The 21101-nt window shown below is 45.9% G+C and carries 22 protein-coding genes; 11 read left to right on the top strand and 11 right to left on the bottom strand.

The window, feature by feature from the left end:
* The 9 genes from hisA to ACRC27_RS14015 form a co-directional block, all read left to right on the top strand.
* A partial coding sequence (gene hisA / locus ACRC27_RS13975) for a 1-(5-phosphoribosyl)-5-[(5-phosphoribosylamino)methylideneamino]imidazole-4-carboxamide isomerase (protein WP_438640157.1) occupies nucleotides 1-704 on the top strand: 704 nt, incomplete at its 5' end.
* On the top strand, nucleotides 686-1462 hold the full coding sequence (hisF, locus tag ACRC27_RS13980; RefSeq protein WP_438622941.1) for an imidazole glycerol phosphate synthase subunit HisF: 777 nt from the start codon (nucleotides 686-688) through the stop codon (nucleotides 1460-1462). The genes hisA and hisF, both read left to right, overlap by 19 nt.
* Nucleotides 1456-2073, top strand: coding sequence for a bifunctional phosphoribosyl-AMP cyclohydrolase/phosphoribosyl-ATP diphosphatase HisIE (hisIE, locus tag ACRC27_RS13985; RefSeq protein ID WP_438622940.1), 618 nt, complete (start codon nucleotides 1456-1458; stop codon nucleotides 2071-2073). Before hisF ends, hisIE begins: the two co-directional genes overlap by 7 nt.
* Nucleotides 2074-2712: 639 nt before the next feature.
* A complete protein-coding gene (artP, locus tag ACRC27_RS13990; RefSeq protein WP_438622939.1) occupies nucleotides 2713-3441 on the top strand; it encodes an arginine ABC transporter ATP-binding protein ArtP in 729 nt (242 codons plus the stop codon).
* 34 nt (nucleotides 3442-3475) lie between these two features.
* Entirely contained in the window at nucleotides 3476-4219 is a 744-nt protein-coding gene (gene artJ / locus ACRC27_RS13995; RefSeq protein ID WP_438629769.1) for an arginine ABC transporter substrate-binding protein, read from the top strand.
* Nucleotides 4220-4225: 6 nt separating this feature from the next.
* Entirely contained in the window at nucleotides 4226-4900 is a 675-nt protein-coding gene (artQ, locus tag ACRC27_RS14000; protein WP_438640158.1) for an arginine ABC transporter permease ArtQ, read from the top strand.
* Nucleotides 4900-5565, top strand: coding sequence for an arginine ABC transporter permease ArtM (gene artM, locus ACRC27_RS14005; protein ID WP_438640159.1), 666 nt, complete (start codon nucleotides 4900-4902; stop codon nucleotides 5563-5565). The genes artQ and artM overlap by 1 nt, the downstream gene beginning before the upstream one ends.
* Nucleotides 5566-5665: 100 nt before the next feature.
* Nucleotides 5666-6019, top strand: a complete 354-nt coding sequence (locus ACRC27_RS14010) for a DUF2750 domain-containing protein (protein ID WP_438622935.1) — start codon at nucleotides 5666-5668, stop codon at nucleotides 6017-6019.
* Nucleotides 6020-6201: 182 nt separating this feature from the next.
* A complete protein-coding gene (locus ACRC27_RS14015) occupies nucleotides 6202-6687 on the top strand; it encodes a methylated-DNA--[protein]-cysteine S-methyltransferase (RefSeq protein WP_438622934.1) in 486 nt (161 codons plus the stop codon).
* Nucleotides 6688-6717: 30 nt separating this feature from the next.
* On the opposite strand, the gene rlmC is transcribed toward ACRC27_RS14015, so the two are convergent.
* The 6 genes from rlmC to ACRC27_RS14045 all read right to left on the bottom strand — a co-directional run bounded on the left by rlmC (nucleotide 6718) and on the right by ACRC27_RS14045 (nucleotide 13261).
* Nucleotides 6718-7932, bottom strand: coding sequence for a 23S rRNA (uracil(747)-C(5))-methyltransferase RlmC (rlmC, locus tag ACRC27_RS14020; protein WP_438640160.1), 1215 nt, complete (start codon nucleotides 7930-7932; stop codon nucleotides 6718-6720).
* 225 nt (nucleotides 7933-8157) lie between these two features.
* A complete protein-coding gene (potI, locus tag ACRC27_RS14025) occupies nucleotides 8158-8991 on the bottom strand; it encodes a putrescine ABC transporter permease PotI (RefSeq protein ID WP_438629763.1) in 834 nt (277 codons plus the stop codon).
* The gene (potH, locus tag ACRC27_RS14030; protein ID WP_438622931.1) at nucleotides 8991-9902 is read right to left on the bottom strand and encodes a putrescine ABC transporter permease PotH; all 912 of its coding nucleotides are present in this window, start codon (nucleotides 9900-9902) and stop codon (nucleotides 8991-8993) included. The genes potI and potH overlap by 1 nt, the downstream gene beginning before the upstream one ends.
* Nucleotides 9903-9916: 14 nt before the next feature.
* The gene (potG, locus tag ACRC27_RS14035; RefSeq protein WP_438623154.1) at nucleotides 9917-11038 is read right to left on the bottom strand and encodes a putrescine ABC transporter ATP-binding subunit PotG; all 1122 of its coding nucleotides are present in this window, start codon (nucleotides 11036-11038) and stop codon (nucleotides 9917-9919) included.
* A gap of 244 nt (nucleotides 11039-11282) precedes the next feature.
* Nucleotides 11283-12401, bottom strand: coding sequence for a spermidine/putrescine ABC transporter substrate-binding protein PotF (gene potF, locus ACRC27_RS14040; RefSeq protein WP_438640162.1), 1119 nt, complete (start codon nucleotides 12399-12401; stop codon nucleotides 11283-11285).
* A 371-nt stretch (nucleotides 12402-12772) separates the two neighbouring features.
* Nucleotides 12773-13261: a YbjN domain-containing protein gene (locus tag ACRC27_RS14045; RefSeq protein ID WP_438634783.1), complete on the bottom strand. Its 489-nt coding sequence runs from the start codon at nucleotides 13259-13261 to the stop codon at nucleotides 12773-12775.
* Nucleotides 13262-13681: 420 nt separating this feature from the next.
* On the opposite strand from ACRC27_RS14045, the gene ACRC27_RS14050 reads away from it, so the two are divergent.
* Complete coding sequence (locus tag ACRC27_RS14050; RefSeq protein ID WP_438622928.1) at nucleotides 13682-13876, top strand: DUF4250 domain-containing protein; 195 nt, start codon at nucleotides 13682-13684, stop codon at nucleotides 13874-13876.
* 238 nt (nucleotides 13877-14114) lie between these two features.
* Here the strand turns inward: ACRC27_RS14050 and rimK are convergent, their stop codons facing one another.
* The 3 genes from rimK to ACRC27_RS14065 are packed head-to-tail and all read right to left on the bottom strand — an operon-like array spanning nucleotide 14115 to nucleotide 16077.
* Nucleotides 14115-15056, bottom strand: coding sequence for a 30S ribosomal protein S6--L-glutamate ligase (gene rimK / locus ACRC27_RS14055; RefSeq protein ID WP_438640161.1), 942 nt, complete (start codon nucleotides 15054-15056; stop codon nucleotides 14115-14117).
* 3 nt (nucleotides 15057-15059) lie between these two features.
* The gene (gene nfsA / locus ACRC27_RS14060) at nucleotides 15060-15782 is read right to left on the bottom strand and encodes an oxygen-insensitive NADPH nitroreductase (protein ID WP_438622926.1); all 723 of its coding nucleotides are present in this window, start codon (nucleotides 15780-15782) and stop codon (nucleotides 15060-15062) included.
* On the bottom strand, nucleotides 15766-16077 hold the full coding sequence (locus tag ACRC27_RS14065) for a DUF1418 family protein (RefSeq protein WP_438628890.1): 312 nt from the start codon (nucleotides 16075-16077) through the stop codon (nucleotides 15766-15768). The genes nfsA and ACRC27_RS14065 overlap by 17 nt, the downstream gene beginning before the upstream one ends.
* A gap of 876 nt (nucleotides 16078-16953) precedes the next feature.
* Between ACRC27_RS14065 and ACRC27_RS14070 the strand changes: the two genes are divergently transcribed.
* Nucleotides 16954-17508: a lytic transglycosylase domain-containing protein gene (locus ACRC27_RS14070; protein ID WP_438622924.1), complete on the top strand. Its 555-nt coding sequence runs from the start codon at nucleotides 16954-16956 to the stop codon at nucleotides 17506-17508.
* Nucleotides 17509-17688: 180 nt separating this feature from the next.
* Here the strand turns inward: ACRC27_RS14070 and ushA are convergent, their stop codons facing one another.
* Complete coding sequence (ushA, locus tag ACRC27_RS14075) at nucleotides 17689-19353, bottom strand: bifunctional UDP-sugar hydrolase/5'-nucleotidase UshA (RefSeq protein WP_438622923.1); 1665 nt, start codon at nucleotides 19351-19353, stop codon at nucleotides 17689-17691.
* Between the two features lie 296 nt (nucleotides 19354-19649).
* The gene (locus tag ACRC27_RS14080; protein WP_438622922.1) at nucleotides 19650-20999 is read right to left on the bottom strand and encodes a Na+/H+ antiporter NhaC family protein; all 1350 of its coding nucleotides are present in this window, start codon (nucleotides 20997-20999) and stop codon (nucleotides 19650-19652) included.
* Nucleotides 21000-21101 lie beyond the last annotated feature (102 nt).

Below are 21101 nucleotides of genomic sequence, written 5' to 3' on the forward strand. Positions count from 1 at the left end.
AAGTCGTGCGCCTGCTACAGGGTGACTATGATCACAAAACCGAATACCACGCCGACCCCACAGAGCGTCTGCAAACCTATCAGCAAGCAGGAGCACAATGGCTGCATCTGGTTGATTTAACCGGCGCAAAAGACACCAGTCAGCGCCAACTGACATTAATTGCCAAACTGATTGCTGAAACACCCGCCAATGTGCAAATTGGCGGCGGTATCCGCACTGAACAGGATGTTGCCGATTTACTGGCAGCAGGTGCGGCACGCGTTGTCATTGGTTCAACCGCTGTACGCAATGTCACTGAAGTAAAACGTTGGTTCTCACTGTTCGGCCCTGAACGGCTGGTACTGGCACTTGATGTGCGTATCGGCAGTGATGAGGTCAAACGCGTTGCCGTCAGCGGCTGGCAACAAGACTCCGGCATTGCCATTGAAACCTTGCTCGAAGAGTACCAAACCGTCGGCCTTAAACACGTGTTATGCACCGATATTTCACGCGATGGCACGCTGTCAGGGTCAAACGTACGCCTGTACCGTGAACTGGCAGCGCGTTTTCCGTACATCGCATTTCAATCTTCCGGCGGAATCGGATCGCTAGCTGATATTCGAGCCCTACGCGGTAGCGGTGTGGCCGGTGTGATTGTCGGGCGCGCTTTACTCGAAGGAAAATTCAACACTGAGGAGGCGATTGCATGCTGGCAAAACGGATAATCCCCTGTTTGGATGTGCGCAATGGGCAAGTGGTCAAAGGCGTGCAGTTTCGCAACCACGAAATTATTGGCGATATTGTCCCGCTAGCACAGCGCTATGCCGAAGAGGGAGCTGATGAACTGGTATTCTACGATATCACCGCCTCTTCTGACGGGCGTACCGTTGATAAAAGCTGGGTGTCCAAAGTCGCAGAAGTGATCGATATTCCTTTTAGTGTTGCCGGCGGAATTCGCACAGCGGAAGATGCCGCACAGATTCTGGCTTTCGGAGCCGATAAGATTTCAATCAACTCACCGGCACTGGCTGACCCAACGCTGATTACACGGCTGGCTGATCGCTTTGGCGTACAGTGTATTGTGGTTGGTATTGATACTTGGTACGACGAAGCCAGCAACAGCTATCAGGTCTATCAGTTCACCGGAGATGAAACCCGAACCCGCGCAACAGCGTGGCATACGCTAGACTGGGTTGATGAGGTTCAGCAACGCGGCGCAGGTGAGATTGTGCTTAACATGATGAACCAAGACGGTGTCCGACGCGGTTATGACATCCGCCAGTTGCAATACGTTAGAGAGGTGTGCCGCGTTCCGTTAATCGCTTCCGGCGGTGCGGGGCGTAATGAGCATTTTCTTGAGGCATTCCGCGATGCGGATATTGACGGAGCACTGGCTGCGTCAGTATTCCATAAACAGATCATCAATATTGGTGATCTCAAAGAGTACCTCTTCAAACAGGGTGTGGAGATCAGATTGTGCTAACTGAACAGCAACGCGCAAGTATTAACTGGGAGAAAGTGAATGGGCTGCTCCCAGCCATCGTCCAGCATGCTCAAAATGGTCAGGTATTAATGCTGGGTTACCTAAATCAAGAGGCGTTAGAAAAAACGCTGGAGACAAAACAGGTCACCTTTTTCTCGCGCACCAAGCAACGTTTATGGACCAAAGGCGAAACCTCAGGCCATATCCTGTGGGCGACCAAAATGGCGATTGATTGCGATAACGATACACTGCTGATTTTGGCTGAACCGCACGGGGCAACCTGCCATCTGGGTACCGATAGCTGCTTTGAAGATGTTGCCGTTGAGCCGGATCTGATTTTCCTCAGTAAACTTGAAGCGCAATTAATGGCGCGGAAAACTGTTGATCCAGAAACATCATACACAGCACGTTTATACGCCAAAGGTACAAAACGTATTGCACAAAAAGTAGGTGAAGAAGGTGTTGAAACCGCACTTGCTGCGGTCGCCGGTGATAAAAATGAGCTCATTAATGAATCGGCTGATTTGCTCTATCACCTGATGGTCTTACTGCAAGATCAAGATTTACAGTTGCGTGATGTCATCAAACGTCTGCGTGAACGCCAGCGTTAATACACTGCAACCGCTGATACCAAAACATACTCAGTGTCTACACACACCGAGTACACTGAGTATGTTGTTTTTATCTTTGCACACAGTTTTATAGCTTCTCTTGCTGCTACTCTATTGCGACTCATCGCAAATAAACTTGATTTTTGACACATACTCCCTACTACCGCGCCCCGCTAAAAGCGCCACTAATTATGCATAATCAATCCGTTTTTATGCACGAAAATCATCCAGCCGCTGATAACCTTATCGTGGTCAATACCCGCTATCACTTGTCACCGAATATACACCGCGCTTGAGAGTCTTCGCTTCCTGCTCCCATCAATTGCATGTCTAATACCGCATCCAAACAAAAAATCATTTGCTATTTATCCATAACGAATAAAAACAATGAATAAGATAACTATTAATAAGATAACAATATGTAAGATCGCAAGGTGTAAGATAATCAATAAGACAAAGCACAGGGTAATGCCTGCGTCGCAGAGACTTAAAACAAAAAAGAGAGGGAGCAGATGCATACTGGGTTTTCTTGCTGCAACCGTTACCGATGACACCGTTATTTATTGCATAATTATGTATTGCATAGTTATGTAAATCTATTTACTATCACCTTAATTACCCATTATTCATAAAAAGCGCATGAGTATTCAATTAACTGACGTAAATTGTTTTTACGGTGATCATCAGGCATTGCACAATATCAGCTTTAACTGCCCGCAAGGTGAAACGCTCGTGCTGCTTGGCCCTAGTGGTGCGGGTAAAAGCTCTCTATTACGGGCATTAAATCTGCTGGAAGTACCGCGCAACGGTACATTACAGATTGCTGGGCACCTGTTTGACCTGACAAAAATGCCCGACAATAAAGCAGTGCGTGAGTTACGCCAAAATGTGGGCATGGTGTTCCAACAATATAATTTGTGGCCACACCTGACCGTGTTAGAGAATCTGACCGAAGCCCCCTGCCGGGTTTTAGGCTTAAGCAAAGATCAAGCGCAGCAGCGTGCCGATACACTATTAACGCGTCTACGCTTAACCCCGTATGCCAGCCGTTATCCGCTACACCTCTCTGGCGGCCAGCAACAGCGGGTGGCCATTGCCCGAGCGCTGATGATGGAGCCTCAAGTGCTGCTGTTTGATGAGCCTACCGCTGCACTTGATCCTGAAATTACAGCACAAGTGGTTTCGATTATTAAAGAGTTGGCGCAAACTGGCATTACACAAGTTATTGTCACGCATGAAGTTGAGGTGGCAAAAAAAGTCGCCAGTCGGGTGATTTATATGGAGCAGGGCCACATTATAGAACAGGGTGATGCACACTGTTTCTCTGCACCAAAAACATCTGAATTTGCGGGATATTTGTCACACTAAGCCTATTTTACTTTCTGTCTACAAGGAGTTCACCATGAAAAAATTACTGACGGCTGCCCTGTTAACTGGCAGCGTATGCGCAGGATTTAGTACCTCAGCACTGGCGACAGAAACGATCCGCTTTGCCATGGAAGCTACCTACCCACCCTTTGAATCGACCAACGAAAAAAATGAAATTGTCGGTTTTGATGTGGATCTGGCTAAAGCCTTATGTGCCGAACTAAAAGCAGAGTGTACATTCAGCAATCAGGCATTTGATAGTTTAATCCCCGGTCTGAAATTTCGCCGTTACGATGCCGCCATTTCAGCCATGGACATCACCGATGACCGCCTAAAGCAGGTTGATTTCACTAAACCTTACTACGATAACGCAGCCATTTTTATCAGCCAAAAAGGTAAATTTGCAGACGTTAGTGCACTGAAAGATAAAAAAGTCGGTGTACAAAACGGTTCAACACACCAAACCTACATCAATGAGCAGATGAAAAATCTGAAGGCTGTGCCCTATGGCAGCTATCAAAATGCAGTAATTGATATGAAAAATGGCCGTGTTGATGCCGTATTTGGTGATACCGCCGTTATCGCTGAGTGGCTAAAACAAGACAAGAGCCTCGCACCGGTCGGTCAGCCCGTCACCGATAAAGCCTATTTTGGTCAAGGTTTTGGCATTGCCGTTAACAAGGGCAATACTGCACTGCTCACGCAGCTCAATACGGCACTCGACACTTTGCATGCCAACGGTACTTATCAATCCCTCTACAACAAGTGGTTTAAATAAGAGACGATGGCGGGAAACGAATTTCTACAACTCCTTTGCATGGCGGCCGGTATGACTATCGGCCTAGCACTTGCCTCGCTGGTCATCGGCCTGTTGTTGGCACTTGTTTTTGCCGTGCTCGAATCATCACGCTGGAAAGTGGTCAGTATCCCCGCCAGTACGCTTATCACCGTATTACGCGGCTTGCCCGAAATACTGGTGGTACTGTTTATCTATTTTGGCTCAACCCAAGTATTGTTTTTGATCACTGACAATTATGTGGACCTCAGCCCGTTTTGGTGTGGTGCGGTGGCGTTGGCCATTATATTTGCCTCATATGCTTCACAAACATTACGTGGTGCACTCAAAGCCATTTCAGCCGGACAGTGGGAATCAGGTGCGGCACTGGGTATGCGCCCATGGCATATTTTTACCCGTCTTATTTTGCCGCAAGTCTGGCGGCATGCTCTACCGGGGCTGGGTAATCAATGGTTGGTGCTGCTTAAAGATACCGCACTGGTTTCCCTTATCGGTGTGAATGAGTTAATGCGTCAGGCACAAACTATTGCGACCTCAACGTGGCAACCATTTACATGGTTTGCAGTAGCGGCAGTGTTATATCTGGTGATTACCCTAATCAGCCAGTTCTTATTGCAGCGCCTTGATCGCTACGTTACCCGTTTTGAGAGGAGTGCTGTCTGATGTGGAGCTACTTTCCAACCTTGATGCAAGGGCTACAAACCAGCTTATCACTGACTGTTTGTGCCCTGCTGATTGGTTTTACACTGGCTGTACTGTTCACGCTGGTGATGGCCGGTAACAACCGCCCGTTACGCTGGCTGACAAAAGGCTATCTAACGCTGTTTACCGGAACTCCGTTACTGATCCAGATATTTCTGATCTATTACGGCCCTGGACAGTTTGATGCCCTGCGCAACAGCGCACTTTGGCCGCTGCTCTCTGAACCTTGGTTTTGTGCCATGATAGCCTTGGCACTCAACAGCGCGGCATACTCCACTTTGCTGTTTTATGGCGCAGTCAAAGCTATCCCGACTGGACAATGGCAAGCGTGCAGTGCACTGGGAATGACCCAACCCCAAACTCTGCGCATTTTATTACCCTTTGCGCTAAAACGGGCTCTGCCTTCCTACTCCAATGAAGTGGTCTTGATCTTTAAAGGCACATCACTGGCCAGTACCATTACGATTATGGATATCATGGGTTATGCGCAGCAACTCAACGCACAAACTTATGATACTCTCGCGGTTTTCGGTATGGCTGGTGTGATCTATCTGGCCGTTAACGGTTTGCTCACACTGTCAATGCGGGCGCTTGAAAAGCGGATGCTGGCCTTTGAGCAGCGGTAACAGCACTGATGGCACTGACATTGCCTGATGAAGCACTACACTCATCTCAATTTCTGCTACCATAAGCACAGAAATTCCCTTTTAAAAAGTGAGAGCGCCCATGAGCCAGTTAGGACAAGATCTGCAAGCCAACATTGATCTGTTTGTTGCACAAAGCCAGCAAACCGGACAAGTATGGGGTTTGTGTCAAGACGAAGTAAATTGGCTCTCTATGGAGTCAAGCCAGTTTGAAGATGGCGAAGTGATGCCATTTTGGTCAAACGAAGCTGACGCTCGTATACATTGTGATGACGAGTGGGCTGAGTTTGTTCCAACGGCTATTCCGCTTAATTTGTTTGCCAATGAGTGGTTGTTAACACTGGCTGAAGATGGCGTTCTACTGGGTCTGAACTGGAATTCAGATCTTGAAGGTGATGAGTTAGAGCCTGAAGCTGTTGCACAACGTTTTATCTAACGTTTTATCTGATAGCCAAAATCTCACCCGTATACAGGGCATGATAGGCTAACAATATGATCACGTAACCTTATGATCACGCTACACACTGAACCGGCCAATGGATAAATTAACAGGTCGGTTCAGTCATCTGTCAAAATCGCGCTAAGTTAAGACGTCAATACCCTGAAGAGACCGCTCAGATGTACTACGTCAATTATACCTCACCACTCGGTGAACTACTGCTGGTAGCCGACCGCCACGGTTTACGCCATTTATATCTGCCAAGTGAACAGCAGAGTATTAACCCGTTATGGCAGCAAGAGTGTATCCGGCCACTGCAATTGGCTACCGATTTTCTCAATGATTACTTCGCCGGCCTTGCCCCTTCCCCTGATCGTCTTCTGCTTGCTCCTGTTGGTACACCGTTCCAGCAACAAGTCTGGCAACAATTGCTGGCGATTCCCTATGCACAAATATCAAGTTATGGGGCAGTAGCAGAGAATATCGGTAATCCAAAGGCTGTACGCGCCGTTGGCGGTGCTATTGGCGCAAACCCGCTGGCCATTATTATTCCGTGCCATCGGGTGCTAGGAAAAGATCGCTCGCTTACCGGATACAGTGGCGGTTTACCGATTAAAACCGCTCTGTTGACACTCGAAGGTATCGGCTGGCGTGAAAAGCCCTAACGGGCTTTTTAACCGGTAACACAACTAGCATCAAACACGTTTAAGTAAACCGATCACTTCATAGTGAGCGGTATGCGGAAACATATCAAACAACTGCATTTTTTCGACCTGATACTGCTGCGCCCCACCGTTTAAACGCACAATATCTTCTGCCATGGTATTGGCGTTGCAACTGGAATAAACAATATAGTCGGGTGCCATGGTTGCCAGATAATTGCACAAGGCCTGCCCAATCCCCCGACGTGGCGGATTAACCAATACGAGATCAGGAACATTATCACGGTTTTTTACGCGATCACTTTCATCGCCTGCTTCACTTTGCGACTCTTCAGGGTGTGTGCCATGATCTGCCTGATGACGGCAAGCAAAAGCACTAGAATCAAGAGCCTGAAAATGGACATCCGATAAACCCAGTTGTTTTGCCGAAGCTCGCGCACAGTCTATCGCCTCGGGTGAGATCTCTATCCCAGTAAGTTTCATCTCTGGTGTTGCACAGTGCAAGCCAAATCCGCCAACACCGCAGAACAGATCCCACAGTGAATTTATCGGTAATGCTTGCACCCAATCGCGGGCAGTAGCATATAGACGCGCAGCAATTTGCGGGTTGGTCTGGAAAAAACTGCGTGGGCGGATAGAAAGCGGAACATGGTTGAATTGCTCAGACAGGCTGTGATCATCGGTCAGCATAATCTCTTGCTCACCTTCTAAAATCGCCATATGCACCGGTTGAATATTCACCGAGATCACCCGCAATTGCGGTAACTGCGCTTGTAACCACGGCAACTCACGGCGGATCAATGCCAGTTTTTGGTCTGACTTAAGCACAAAACGCAGCATAAACTCACCATTAGCCGCACTTTGTGTCAGTAGGATAAATTTCAGCTCACCGCGCCGACGTGCAACGTTGTACGGTGTTAAACCGGCACGGCCGATAAACTGTTTGATGACCGGAAACAACGCCTGAAAATCGGCGTTATACAGCGGACAATCTGACAAATCAACCGCAGCACCGTCAGCATTGACAATACCCAAAATCGGGCGTTCAACCGCACCGCTAACCACCATTTTAGCTTTGTTGCGAAAAGCTTGTTCAGCACTGTGCACCGCAGGTAACCACTGTTGTACCGGAATAGCACAAAACAGGGTTTCTAGCGCCTGCTGTTTAAGTGTCAGTTGCTCGGTATAGGGCTTATCCAGCCAATGACACGAACGGCATTCGCCAGCCTGAAAATGGGCACAGAACATGAAAACCTCAATCAAGTTGCAGCAAGTACAATGAGGGGCAAGATTCTACCCCTCATTGCACCTGCTGCAAAGCGCCGACCACAAGGTTACTCCGCGTAAAGTGCCAAAAGTTACCCTTGCTTTAAGGTCGCTTTCTCTTTGTTTGCACCAAAAAGTCGCCTTACACTCAACAGATATTGGCTGTTACTGACTATCACCACCACTCACTATCACTGTCGTCCGCTATCAGTGTAACTGCTCTAAACGCTGACGCTTTTCAGCGCGTGACATCAGCCACCATGAGATCATGCCAAGCACCCCAACGGCCAGAATAATCAAGGTCGCCAGTGCGTTAATTTTCGGGCTGACCCCCATGCGAACACTGGAGAAAACCATCATCGGCAATGTAGTCGAGCTCGGGCCAGAGACAAAACTGGAGATCACCAATGTATCGAGTGATAAGGTAAATGCCAGCAACCAACCCGATACCAATGCCGGAATGATCAACGGCACGGTAATGATGAAAAATACCTTCAGCGGAGGAGCTCCCAGATCCATCGCCGCTTCTTCCAGTGAACGGTCAAGATCGCGCAAACGGGCGCTGACTACAACAGCAACATAAGAGGTACAAAAAGTCACATGTGCCAGCCAAATGGTCATCGCGCCACGTTGCTCTGGCCATCCAAGCCACTGGCTCATTGCCACAAACAGCAACAGCAGCGATAAACCCGTAATCACCTCTGGCATAACCAACGGTGCGGTAAGCATAAATGCAAATGATGTCTGGCCGGTAAAACGCCGAAAACGGGTCATCACAAAAGCAGCCATCGTACCGAGTATCACCGCCGCAGACGCAGCCGCCGTGGCGATGGTCAGACTCAGCCAAACAGCGTCCATCATCGCCTGATCAGCAAACAACTCTCCGTACCATTTAGTGGACCAACCCGCCCAAACCGTGACTAAGCGTGAGCTGTTGAATGAATAAATCACCAACATCAGCATCGGCGCATACAAAAAAGTCAGGCCGATAGTCAGAATCACCGCTTTCCAACGGCTTTTAATCACAGGAACGCTATTCATCAGTGCATCTCCTGATTCTGGTGTTTATGAAACCACATAATCGGCAGAGCTAAGATCAGCAACATGACAATCGCCACCGCAGAGGCAACCGGCCAGTCTCGATTATTAAAGAACTCCTGCCACATCACCCGCCCGATCATAATACTGTCAGGCCCACCGAGCAGCTCAGGGATCACAAACTCCCCCACTGCTGGAATAAAAACCAGCATTGAACCAGCAATAATGCCCCCTTTTGTCAGCGGTAATATCACCGAAAAGAAGGTTTTAAACGGGCGAGCACCCAGATCTGAAGCGGCCTCAACCAATGAGTAATCCACTTTTTGCAGCGCAGTATATAAAGGCAAAATCATAAACGGCAGATAGGCATACACAATACCAATATACACAGCAAAATCGGTATGCAGCATAGGTAACGGTTGGTCAATAATACCTGTCCATAACAGGAAGTTATTGATAATCCCGTTATTTTTCAAAAGCCCAATCCATGCATAGACCCGAATTAAAAATGATGTCCAAGAGGGCAATACAATCAAGAGCAGCAAAATATTTCGTGTAGAAGGCGTACTGTGTACGATAGCCCACGCGATTGGGTAGCCCATCAACAAGCAGATAATGGTCGATACCGCAGCAATGCGCAGTGAGTGCAGATAAGCATCAACATACAGCGGATCTTCCACCAAATAGCTGTAATTAGCCAGATTTAGGCTCAAGGTCAGCTTACCATCTAGCCAACTGAGTAGGTCAGTGTAGGGTGGAATTGCCACCTGCATCTCGGCAAAACTTATCTTAAAAACAATCAGAAAGGGGATCAGAAAAAAGATCAGCAACCAGAGATAAGGGGCGGCAATGATACTCTGACGACCACTGATACCTGCTCGAGCCAGATATTGCCGTGATAGATATTGTCTCATCCTTGACTCCTCAATCAGGCGGTCAGTACTACGCCGCTATCGGCATTCCAGAACAGGCGAACTTCATCGCCCCATGTCGGCATTCCGCGGCGATAACGGCAATCATTTTGCAGTTGGGCGGTCAATATCATGCCGCTGTGCAGGCGCACATGGTAGATAGAGAGATCCCCCAGATAAGCAATGTTGACCACCTCGCCTACCGCAAAGTTACAGCCATCTTCAGGTACATCATCACACAGTGCGATTTTCTCTGGCCGCAGAGCAACCATCACCGGCACATCGGCAGTAATTTTCACCTCTTGCTCTACTTTCAGTGGGTGCATTAAACCGGGGCTGCGTACAATGTAATGTTCATCCGTCTCTTCTTGCAGCATGCACTCGAACACATTGATACTGCCGATAAATTCGGCACTAAAGCGACTGTTCGGATACTCGTAGACCTCTTCAGGCTCACCGATTTGCACAAATTTTCCACGGTTCATGATCGCAATGCGTCCGGCCATCGTCATGGCCTCTTCTTGATCATGTGTCACCATCACGCAAGTCGCGCCGACACGCTCTAAAATATCAACCACTTCTAGCTGCATTTGATCGCGCAGCTTTTTATCCAGTGCGCCCATTGGCTCATCAAGCAGCAACAATTTTGGCCGTTTGGCCAGACTGCGAGCCAGCGCAACCCGCTGACGCTGCCCACCAGAAAGCTGATGTGGCTTGCGCGCTGCAAACTCACGCATGTGTACCAGATCGAGCATTTCCGCCACGCGTTTGGCTATCTCATGTTTTGGCATTTTGTCTTGCTTCAAACCAAACGCAATATTCTGCTCTACCGTCATATGCGGGAACAGTGCGTATGATTGAAACATCATATTGATAGGCCGCTTATAGGGTGGTACGGCTGATAAATCCTGCCCATCGATAAAAATCTGCCCACTGGTTGGCGTTTCAAAACCGGCCAACATACGCAGCAGCGTTGATTTACCGCATCCTGATGCGCCTAACAGAGCAAAAATTTCACCTTTGTAGATGGTCAAATCAACATCATCAACAGCAAATGTGCCGTCAAACGATTTGGTCAGATTACGGATCTCAAGTAAGGGGGTTTTCAACTTTGGGGCTTTTATCTGAGGGCGTGACATGGTCTCTTTCACTGGAAGGGTTCTCCTCATACTGCAAAAAACCGTTAATAATCCATTATCAACACAGTGCGTAACGGTAGAATATCGGGTTGTCCGGTAAGATTTTGCGCTAATAACGCTATCTTGCGGCGAGTTAGCGGTATGCCCAGAACATGGGCATACCGGTGCATCAGTTAACGATCTAGCAGATCTATTTACCTCGGTTGAATACTGGTTTTACAGTTAAACCATGGAAAATTACCGCTTATGTGCCACTTTTTACCCGAGTCCAAGAACGGGTAATCACACGGTCAACTTTCGGATCTTTCACTGTCAGGGTAAATAACTTGCTACGCGTTTCTGCTGATGGGTAAATACCCTGATCGTTACGAATATCGGCTTGAACCAGAGGTGTGGATTTGGCATTACCGTTGGCGTAATACACAGTATCTGTCACCGTGGCGATAACGTCAGGTTGCAACAGATAGTTAATAAAGCGATAAGCTTCATCGGTATTTTTGGCATCTGCCGGAATCGCTAACATATCAAAAAAGGCCAGAGCCCCCTGCTTTGGAATGCTGTAACCAATATTCACGCCATTTTTCGCTTCTTTCGCACGATTAGCGGCTTGCTTTACATCCCCCGCCCAGCCGATAGTGACGCAAATATCACCATTTGCCAGATCATTGATGTATTGTGATGAGTGGAAGTAGGTAATATTTGGCCGCAGTTTTAGCAGCAGGTCCGTCGCTTCCCCTGAATACTCTTTTGGGTTAGTGCTATTAGGATCTTTTCCTAAATAATTCAGTACAGTGGCATAGACTTCACTTGGCGCATCTAAAAACGCAACGCCACAGGTTTTCAGTTTGGCCAGATTTTCTGGTTTAAAAATCAGATCCCAACTCTCTACCGGTGCATCTTCGCCCAGCACTGCTTTGACTTTATCAATGTTGTAACCAATACCGGTGGTTGCCCACAAATAAGGCACACCATAGGTATTATCAGGATCATGCTTGGTCAGCATTTTAAGCAGTTCAGGATCAAGGTTGGCATAATTAGGCAGCTTGGCTTTATCCAGCGGCTTAAAGACACCGGCTTTAATTTGGCGCTCAAGAAAACTCGCTGACGGCACGACAACATCAAAGCCCGTGCTTCCGGCCATCAGTTTACCTTCGAGCACTTCATTAGAATCAAAGACATCGTAAACAACTTTAATCCCCTGGTTTTTTTGGAAATTTGCCAAGGTATTCGGGGCAATATAGTCTGACCAGTTGTAGACATGCAGCGTTTTATCTTCTGCATGTGCAGCAGATACCGTTAACAACAGGGTCGTTAAAGCAGTTTTTGCCCATGAACATGTATTATTTTTAGCGATAAATCCCATCACCGAGAGCCTCCCTGCTCAACTGACCACATTGAATACACATAAAAACAACAGTTGTTAGAATAACGCTGTATGAATGTTAAGACCAGAACGTAGCCTGAAAACAACAGCATCAAAGATAAATAACCGTAATTACTTGATCACCTGTTGAAAAATAGACAGTTTGTAGTGAAATGTAGGGATAGAAGACGACTTATGCAGCAGGTTATCGCAGAGAAAGGGGCCTGTAAGCGGGTAATAAAAGCACCGGAGTTTACAATATTAGACAAAGAGACGATGAGATAATTAATTGATTTTTAATCTTTATTATTTCTATTTACAGAGAAAAAGAGGCTATCCGGAAGCAAAATCACACTTCCGGCATCTGATTATCAGTGCAGGATTTTATCCTGATCAGAGATCTCATCTTCCTCAGGAAAGAACAGATAGCCTTTACGTTTCACTACATCAATAAATTGCTCAATTTGTTCTTCTGTTTGCTTAATAAAAACAAGCAGTTGAGCGGTAGTAATACCGGCAGAAGCAGTCAGTGAATGCGTAATGATAAGTTTAGGCAGATTATCATCTTGTACATCAACAAACCCGTTAATCAGCGAGTACTGGGCATTGATCTCACTGAGCTCGGCAACCAGTGGCAGCAAGCCTGTTGGCCGAACTTCAGATGCAGAGGAGAACACTAAAATATGCTGTTCCAGCAGATCAATTTTTGCATCAAAAATGCCATTAATATTTTGCATATGCGGTAAATGCAGTGCTAGACATGATTCGCACTCAAAATAATCAATGTTCAACTGGGTTAGCCACTGTTTCAACAGGTCAAGATCAGGAACAGCAAATTCAGAAACCGGTAGTGTGCTCATACAACGCTTATTGTTGTGATTCTCATTGGGATAGCTTACGGAATCAGCCCCTATTTATCTATCTTTAATGGTCTAATTTCATACTCAGCCTTGATGCTCCTCACCTTTTATCTATTTTATATTCGAAAATTCCTTACCAGCATCTATGCTTTATTTATCGCGTTTGGCAATTTTCGGTGCAAACTCTCTTTGTGCCATCACAGTATTGATGTTGTGATTTTACGAAGAAATTAGGCTAATTAATCATGTAGGGTGTTCGATGCGGTGCATTGCCCGGCATGTCGCTGCAATAGCCCGTTTCTGGGTGCGATAGCTTCTACATATATGCTAAAAGTAAGTAGAAAGGAAATGGTCGCTATAAGCTCAAATAGCGTTATCACTGACAATAAAAGTGTGTTCTGTTGGCATAAAGGAGTCGGTATGGATCTTACCCGTTTTGCACAAATGGACAGCAATATGCTGTTTAGTATCGTAAATATGAAGTTACGTAATGAGTTCGACAATATTTATGAGCTGGCTCAGGCTTATGAAATTGATGCAGCAGCGCTTTGTGAAAAGCTCGAACACGGTGGGTTTCATTACCACGCTGAATTTAATCAATTCCGTTCGGTGTAATACAGTGCAAGTGGTCTATTCTTGTTTTACTTTGTATTCAAAACCTTAACGGCTATCACCATGCATCATTTGCATTTGCTTTGTTCTGTGAGACTCGCAGGGTGAAAACAGGGAAGCAAATGGTCTGCCGTTAAGGTCTTTTTCGCATCAAAAACAGTGCGTCATCAGAAGAGCTACATCATCAAAATTTGTTTATCATAAACGGCTGCACACTGCATGTATCTGCACTCAATAAATATCAGAATGCAGAGTGTAGTACCCCCCGCGCAGCGCAGCCCTGCAATATCCCTACCTGTTGCTCAACATACTCTATCATTAGAGTGGCCAGATCAATGCCGGTACAGTGTTCAATGCCTTCAATACCGGGCGAGGCATTAACTTCCATTACCAGCGGGCCACGTGCTGAACGCAAGATATCAACACCAGCAACATGCAGCCCGATAGCCTGTGTCGCACGTACGGCGATCTCCTGTTCAGCAACCGAGAGTTCAACCGCCTCTGCCGAGCCACCACGGTGTAAATTAGAGCGAAACTCACCGGCTTTGGCCTGCCGTTTCATGGCAGCCACCACACGATCACCAACGACAAAACAGCGGATATCCGTACCTTGTGACTCAGCAATGTACTCTTGTAACACGACATTCACCTGCAGCCCTCGAAAAGCATCAGCCATACTCTCTGCTGCCGCATCACTTTCGGCCAGTACCACGCCAATGCCCTGTGAACCTTCGATTTGCTTGATCACTAACGGAGCATGCCCCAGTTGCTGTATCGCAGTGGAAAGGTTCTCCGCACTGTGTGCAAAGCAAGTTGATGGTACTGCCACACCACTGGCAACTAAGCACTGCAAGCTGTGTAGTTTATCGCGCGCACAACAAATAGCCGCGGAGCTATTTAAGGTATAGCTTCCCGCCAGCTCAAACTGTCGCACAATACTGCTGCCATAAAATGCGGTAGCTGGGCCTATCCGCGGGATCACAGCATCAAAAACAGGTAACGGTTTACCGGCACAATACACATCCAGCGAATGTGATTTTAGCGCCGTGCTATCCGTGCGAAGGTGAATGTGGCAGCGCAGAGGGTCTATCACCTCAGCATCAATACCACGCTGCTGTGCGGCATGCAGTAAACGTTGGCTAGAATACAGACGTGCATCGCGTGAAAGAATGGCTATTTTCATGATTTAGCGGGTGATCCAACCCTGTGCATGCAGGTAGTCGAGCATAAATGGACGTGTTTCTTTGCTCAGTGTCGCTTCCACATGCTGGCTCCAGTTTTGCAATTTGATATTACTGCCTCGTGCACGATAGTAAGCTTCAACCTCAATATCATAAGCTTGCAGTGCCGCCTGATCGATTGGCTGATAATGATTAGTATGCAGCATAATGGCTTGCGGCAAGCGGGGCTTATGCTCTGGATCTTGTGCCGGATAACCGATGCACAAACCAAATAGCGGGATCACCTGCTCCGGCAGTTGCAAGGCATCGGTGACACCCTGTATATGGTTACGCAATCCGCCAATAAATACGCCGCCCAACCCCAGTGACTCTGCCGCCAACAGTGCATTTTGCCCCATCAGCGCCGAATCTATCGCCCCAGTGAGTAGCTGCTCTGCAAACCCGAGCTGAGCATCGGGGTAAATCTGCTGATGACGATTAAAATCAGCACAAAACACCAGAAACTCAGGCGCTTGCGCAACATATTGTTGTTCACCCGACAAACTTACCAGCTGCTGACGCAGTGCTGTATCAGTCACGCGGATAATGCTGACCATCTGCAAAAAACTCGATGTTGATGCAGCCCGCGCCGCATCAATAATGGCATTCAGTTGTTCGACGCTCAGTGCACGGTCAGTAAATTTACGGATAGAACGGTGCGCTAAGATAAGATCAATGGTCGGTGTCATTATCGGTTTCCTTACGATTTTTTTTACGCTCTTCCGCTGATGAGTGGTTAAAATGAGGTTTAACCCATTGATCAACCTGACTAAACCAGCCTGATGCCAGATACAGGCCTGCCGGTAACATCAGTAGCACGCCGATAATAATTAATATTACACCCTGCTCTTGAGCATCAAAAAATGCTGGCAGCAGTGTGTTTTGTTTTATTTCAAAATACCCCAACACAAGGGCAATAAAGCCAACAATCTCACTTAACACCAGTGGCCACGGTAACACCGGTTTTCTTTCAGACTTATTCATAATGACGAATTGCCGTATTGTTGCTGCATACTTCAAATCATAAGACCCAATGGGTGATAAATTCAATCAAAACACAACAGAAAATCGGTTTTAGGATAAAAAACACACTCTATTAACAAGTTGAATATTACGGCTTGTCTTACTGATAAAAAAACATACCAAATATTAAGTAATTAGCACGTATCACACTATATAATACGGCATTATTATTGATGTTAATCACCATTCCGCACGCGCTGTATCATTAACGCCATGTAGAGGGTTTTCGTAAATAATTTGGCTATTTTTATTGATCTAGATCACATTAAACCATCTACCAATGATAATTAATTGTTAATTAATCGTGATTCAAAGCTCATAATAAAAGCAAAAACGATCATTTCCCGATCAAAAAATAAGCATTTCATCACAAATTAAAATAATGACCCGCAATTATTCATTATAAATAAGACAAATTTAAACTTATTGTCAGCAATAAAGCCAAAAGCAGAATAATTTGCTTAATGTGATTTCAGCCGTATAATCAGTACAGATTTTGAGCAATGCCACCCCATTACACGACGGTGATTCATTCAGGTAATAGCAAATGAATCAGATTATATTGATTAAAACAGTGAGATATTTAATCATTATTCATGACCTTCTTCATAAATCATCATCGGTATATAATCATAAATAACAGCTGTAATCTTTATCGATTATTCGTAATAGAAGTTGAAATGTCATAGACATATTATATTAAAGACATATTGTTGTCATAACCGCACCGTAGAAATAACAACACGCACACACTGATAAATAAGCAATAAACCAATATAACAAATAGTATTTTTAAGGATGAATCTATTCGTTTAATTTTATAATGAGGATTGAACCATGGGTTTTAAACGTACTATCACCGTATTGATCGCTGCTTTAATTGCTACATCATCTTTTTTCTCATCAAGTGTATTTGCATCATCCATCAATGGGCTGACAAAAGATGACTTTGTGAATGTCGCCAATGAATATGGCCTGAACCCTAAATTACTCTACTCTATTGCAGTGGTTGAGTCCTCAATGCTGAAAGGCAGTGAAGCAAAACCATGGCCTTATGTTATCAATAAAAATGGTAAGCCCTACTATTTAGAGTCAAAACAAGAAGCCGAAAAAACACTGACTAAGCTGATTGGCTCAACCAATAAAAAGAACCTTGATGTGGGAGCTATGCAGGTTAACTTGGGCTGGCACGGCTCACGGGTTGATACTCCAGCAGATCTGTTTAATCCACAAGTAAACTTACGTGTCGGGGCTGAGATACTAAAACATGCCATGGCTTCATCTCCTGATAACATGAAGCTGGGTATTGGCCGTTACCATTCGTGGGATGACTCACGCGCATTAGGTTACGCAAAAAAAGTGATGACGGTAATGAAAACAGTATCTATATAAAACAGTGTTAAAATAAATATAAAAAGATAGAAAACGGCATTTCTTTAATAAAGCACTGTGCATAAGGTATACATCATTGTAAATGCACCGCGTATTATTAAAGACATCAGTTACCGTGTATGAAAACCCGCACTAATAGAACCAATCATATTAGCGCGGGTTTTATTTCATTTATACCTGTTATTTATAAATAACATCACTATTTGGTGCAAACTGACTTGCCTTGAGTGGTGATTTCTTCGCGATATAATCTTTTAATACTTCAGCATCAACAAATCCGGTATTAACATATCCTGCATTCCCCGCAATATTAGGGTAGCCATCTCCGCCTGCAGCATTAAAGCTTGGTACTGTAAAGCGGTATGACTTATTCATGTCAATTGGCGTTCCGGCAATTTTTACATCGTGCACTTTACCGTTTTCAACAACCATTGAAATATTGGCAAACTGAGCATATGCCCCAGAGTCAACTTTTTTGGTTGCCACAACATTGAGATAATCAATAATATCGCGGCCTTTCATGTCAACATAGCTGACAATGTTGCCAAACGGCTGCACTTTTAATACATCTTTGTATGAGATATCACCCGGTTCAATAGAGTCACGAACACCACCTGAATTCATCACGCCAAAATCGGCATTCACGCGCTCCATATGTGATTTAGCAATTAACTGGCCAAGGTTAGTTTGTTTAAAACGCACAACACTGCGGTCACCGTCGAGTTTTTGGTCAACTTCACCAATTTTAATACCTAATTCAGCCTGACCTTTTTCTTGGAATGGTGTCAGCAATGCCAGCATATCGCTATCTTCTGCTATCGGCGTGCTGTACAACACATACTCTGATTTTCCATCATCACGCTTCACTTTTTGCTTTAAATTCACTGGGATCAGGTTATAACTGACCAGTTGCAGTTCACCGTTTTTAAACTGATAATCCGCACGGCCAACATATTTCCCCCACTCGTGTGCCTGAACAATCCACGTGCCATTTTGCTGATCTGGCTTACATTCTGTTCCCGGAATATAGCTGTCATTACGGTCATTGGCCGCTTCCATACAAACCGGATTTTGTGAATGCCCGCCAACAATCATGTCTAGATCACCGGCAGGCAGCGAGCGTGCTAGCTCAACATCCCCTGGCGCATTTGAGCCGTGTTGTGCGTTTTGATAATGCCCCATGTGTGTGGCGGCAATAATGACATCTGGTTTTTCATTTTGCTTAAGTTGCGCAATGACATTTTTTGCTTCAATTTTTGGATCTTTAAACAGTGTGCCTTTAAGATATTCAGGGTTACCAATTTTTTGTGTATCTTCGGTGGTTAAGCCGATCACGGCAATTTTAATCCCCTGCTTGTCAAACAAGGCATACGGTTTAAATAAGCGCTCACCGCTTTTTTCATCATAAATATTGGCGGACAGTAACGGGAACGTCGCCCACTGCTCTTGTTTGCGCAGCACACTTAACGGGCGATCAAACTCATGGTTGCCTAATGCCATGGCATCGTAACCAATCATCGACATACCACGAAAATCAGGCTCTGCATGTTGCAAATCTGATTCAGGTACGCCGGTATTAACATCTCCGCCAGAGAGCAGTAATACCGAGCCTCCTGCAGCCTCAACCTCTTTGCGTATCTGCTCAACCAACGTTTTTTGTGCTGCCAAACCGTACTCACCCTGCTCATTTTTCCAGAAATGGCCGTGATGATCATTAGTATGCAAAATGGTGAGATTGTAGGTTTTGCCTTGTTCCCACGCTTGCGCCTGTACAACTCCGGCACTCAGAGCAAACGAAACCGCAAGACTACAGACAGCTATTTTATGAGGAAGAGGAAACATCATGATATCGGCCTTCTTGAATTATTCTATTTATATGCACGTTTACGCACAAATACTGATATGAAATGCCTATCTATGGGGTATCCCACAAATAAACTGCGTACCAGTCTAATTTTTTGTGCTGTATAAGACCTCAGTGAAAACAGCAATTTGTTAATCAGCGCAAGTTTTGGCGTCTTTATCCCGCAAAATAATATTTTTTAGGATCTTTACGCATAAAAAAAGCCCCGCAGAATACTCTGCAAGGCCGATATGAAAGAATACTTTTATTGGGAAGAACTGCAGCTTATTGGAAAATACTACTTTATCGGAACATGTTGCATTTTTACTGGGCGCAGCCAGATAAAAAATAGCGCACTGATGGCAAGAGCCATGCAGTACCATGCATGAGTCACCACATCGAGCGGTGAAAGTTTAAAACTGGAGGCCAGCAGCAGAGCTTGTGCACCGTAAGGCAGTAAACCTTGTACCACGCAGGAGTAGATATCCAACACGCTGGCAGCGCGGCGCGGTGCAATATTGTTCTCTTCTGCCAATGTGCGGGCCACACTACCGCTGACAATAATAGCCACGGTATTGTTTGCCGTACAACAGTTGGTCAGCGCCACCAGCAGCGCGATACCCAGCTCACCAGCACGGCTGTGGGGCTTACCATTGCGATTAAGATGTTCAATAAGAGTCTGGATATGGTGTGCTAAAAATGCTAGCCCCCCCTGACGCTTCATCAGCTCACTTAAACCACCAATGAGCATTGATAACAGGAAAATCTCCTGCATTGCGCTAAAGCCTTGGTAAATATCACGGGCAAAACCACTGATATTGTAGGTATCTGTTGCAACAAAACCCATGAGCCCTGCACACACGATGCCGACTGTGAGGACGACAAACACATTCAAACCTGAAAGTGCCAGCGCCAAAATAACCAAATAAGGCAGCGCCAGTACCCACGAGAATGGTGCAACAGTAGGTACATCTGTTGCCCGAGTCAGGAAAAAGAACAACAATAAGGTGGCACAGGCCGCAGGCAAGGCAATACGAAAGTTCTCTTTGAGCTTATCGCGCATAGCACAGCCTTGCGAACGGGTTGCTGCAATAGTGGTATCAGAGATGATAGACATGTTATCACCAAACATTGCACCGGAAAGCACGACGCCGGCCATCAGCGGCAACGAGATACCGGTAGCCTGTGCGATGCCTAATGCTACCGGAGAGAGTGCCGCAATGGTACCCATTGATGTGCCCATTGCCGTAGAGATAACCGCAGAAATAAGGAATAACCCCGGCAACAGTGCCCAGCTTGGCAGTGCCGAAAGCCCCAGCCCCACCGCCGCATCGACTCCACCCGTGGCTTTAGCTACCGTTGAAAATGCCCCTGCTAACAAGTAAATCAGGCACATAGCAATAATATCAGGATGACCCGCGCCATTGATAAAGCGGCCAATAGCGCTATTTAGTGATTCTTTCGCTAGCAATAGTGAAAGTACGATTGCTGGTAAAATAGCAACCGGTGCTGGCAGTTGGTAAAAAGCAAATTCGGTTCCTATCAGAGTGTGGTACACCCCTGCACCAATATAAATAGCGAGAAAAACCAGCAGCGGTAACAAGGCTAAAAAAGAGCGCGATGGAAGATTGTTCTTATTATTTGTCATAGAAACCCACAACGTCAGGGTGATTAAGTGTCTGACGTGATTTTACGTTGAGACGCATAGAGTTGTAAACATCTGGACGTCTAAACAGCTAAAATTTCATAT

Origin of the sequence: Plesiomonas sp. (assembly GCF_051650925.1) — a bacterium.
Classification (GTDB): Bacteria; Pseudomonadota; Gammaproteobacteria; order Enterobacterales; family CAMTGL01; genus Plesiomonas.

What these genes read in the sequence shown, in the direction of transcription:
- hisF (WP_438622941.1), top strand. Translation starts at nt 686, where the DNA reads ATGCTGGCAAAACGGATAATCCCCTGTTTGGATGTGCGCAATGGGCAA.
- artP (WP_438622939.1), top strand. Translation starts at nt 2,713, where the DNA reads ATGAGTATTCAATTAACTGACGTAAATTGTTTTTACGGTGATCATCAG.
- artJ (WP_438629769.1), top strand. Translation starts at nt 3,476, where the DNA reads ATGAAAAAATTACTGACGGCTGCCCTGTTAACTGGCAGCGTATGCGCA.
- artQ (WP_438640158.1), top strand. Translation starts at nt 4,226, where the DNA reads ATGGCGGGAAACGAATTTCTACAACTCCTTTGCATGGCGGCCGGTATG.
- artM (WP_438640159.1), top strand. Translation starts at nt 4,900, where the DNA reads ATGTGGAGCTACTTTCCAACCTTGATGCAAGGGCTACAAACCAGCTTA.
- ACRC27_RS14010 (WP_438622935.1), top strand. Translation starts at nt 5,666, where the DNA reads ATGAGCCAGTTAGGACAAGATCTGCAAGCCAACATTGATCTGTTTGTT.
- ACRC27_RS14015 (WP_438622934.1), top strand. Translation starts at nt 6,202, where the DNA reads ATGTACTACGTCAATTATACCTCACCACTCGGTGAACTACTGCTGGTA.
- rlmC (WP_438640160.1), bottom strand. Translation starts at nt 7,932, where the DNA reads ATGTTCTGTGCCCATTTTCAGGCTGGCGAATGCCGTTCGTGTCATTGG.
- potI (WP_438629763.1), bottom strand. Translation starts at nt 8,991, where the DNA reads ATGAATAGCGTTCCTGTGATTAAAAGCCGTTGGAAAGCGGTGATTCTG.
- potH (WP_438622931.1), bottom strand. Translation starts at nt 9,902, where the DNA reads ATGAGACAATATCTATCACGGCAATATCTGGCTCGAGCAGGTATCAGT.
- potG (WP_438623154.1), bottom strand. Translation starts at nt 11,038, where the DNA reads ATGTCACGCCCTCAGATAAAAGCCCCAAAGTTGAAAACCCCCTTACTT.
- potF (WP_438640162.1), bottom strand. Translation starts at nt 12,401, where the DNA reads ATGGGATTTATCGCTAAAAATAATACATGTTCATGGGCAAAAACTGCT.
- ACRC27_RS14045 (WP_438634783.1), bottom strand. Translation starts at nt 13,261, where the DNA reads ATGAGCACACTACCGGTTTCTGAATTTGCTGTTCCTGATCTTGACCTG.
- ACRC27_RS14050 (WP_438622928.1), top strand. Translation starts at nt 13,682, where the DNA reads ATGGATCTTACCCGTTTTGCACAAATGGACAGCAATATGCTGTTTAGT.
- rimK (WP_438640161.1), bottom strand. Translation starts at nt 15,056, where the DNA reads ATGAAAATAGCCATTCTTTCACGCGATGCACGTCTGTATTCTAGCCAA.
- nfsA (WP_438622926.1), bottom strand. Translation starts at nt 15,782, where the DNA reads ATGACACCGACCATTGATCTTATCTTAGCGCACCGTTCTATCCGTAAA.
- ACRC27_RS14065 (WP_438628890.1), bottom strand. Translation starts at nt 16,077, where the DNA reads ATGAATAAGTCTGAAAGAAAACCGGTGTTACCGTGGCCACTGGTGTTA.
- ACRC27_RS14070 (WP_438622924.1), top strand. Translation starts at nt 16,954, where the DNA reads ATGGGTTTTAAACGTACTATCACCGTATTGATCGCTGCTTTAATTGCT.
- ushA (WP_438622923.1), bottom strand. Translation starts at nt 19,353, where the DNA reads ATGATGTTTCCTCTTCCTCATAAAATAGCTGTCTGTAGTCTTGCGGTT.
- ACRC27_RS14080 (WP_438622922.1), bottom strand. Translation starts at nt 20,999, where the DNA reads ATGACAAATAATAAGAACAATCTTCCATCGCGCTCTTTTTTAGCCTTG.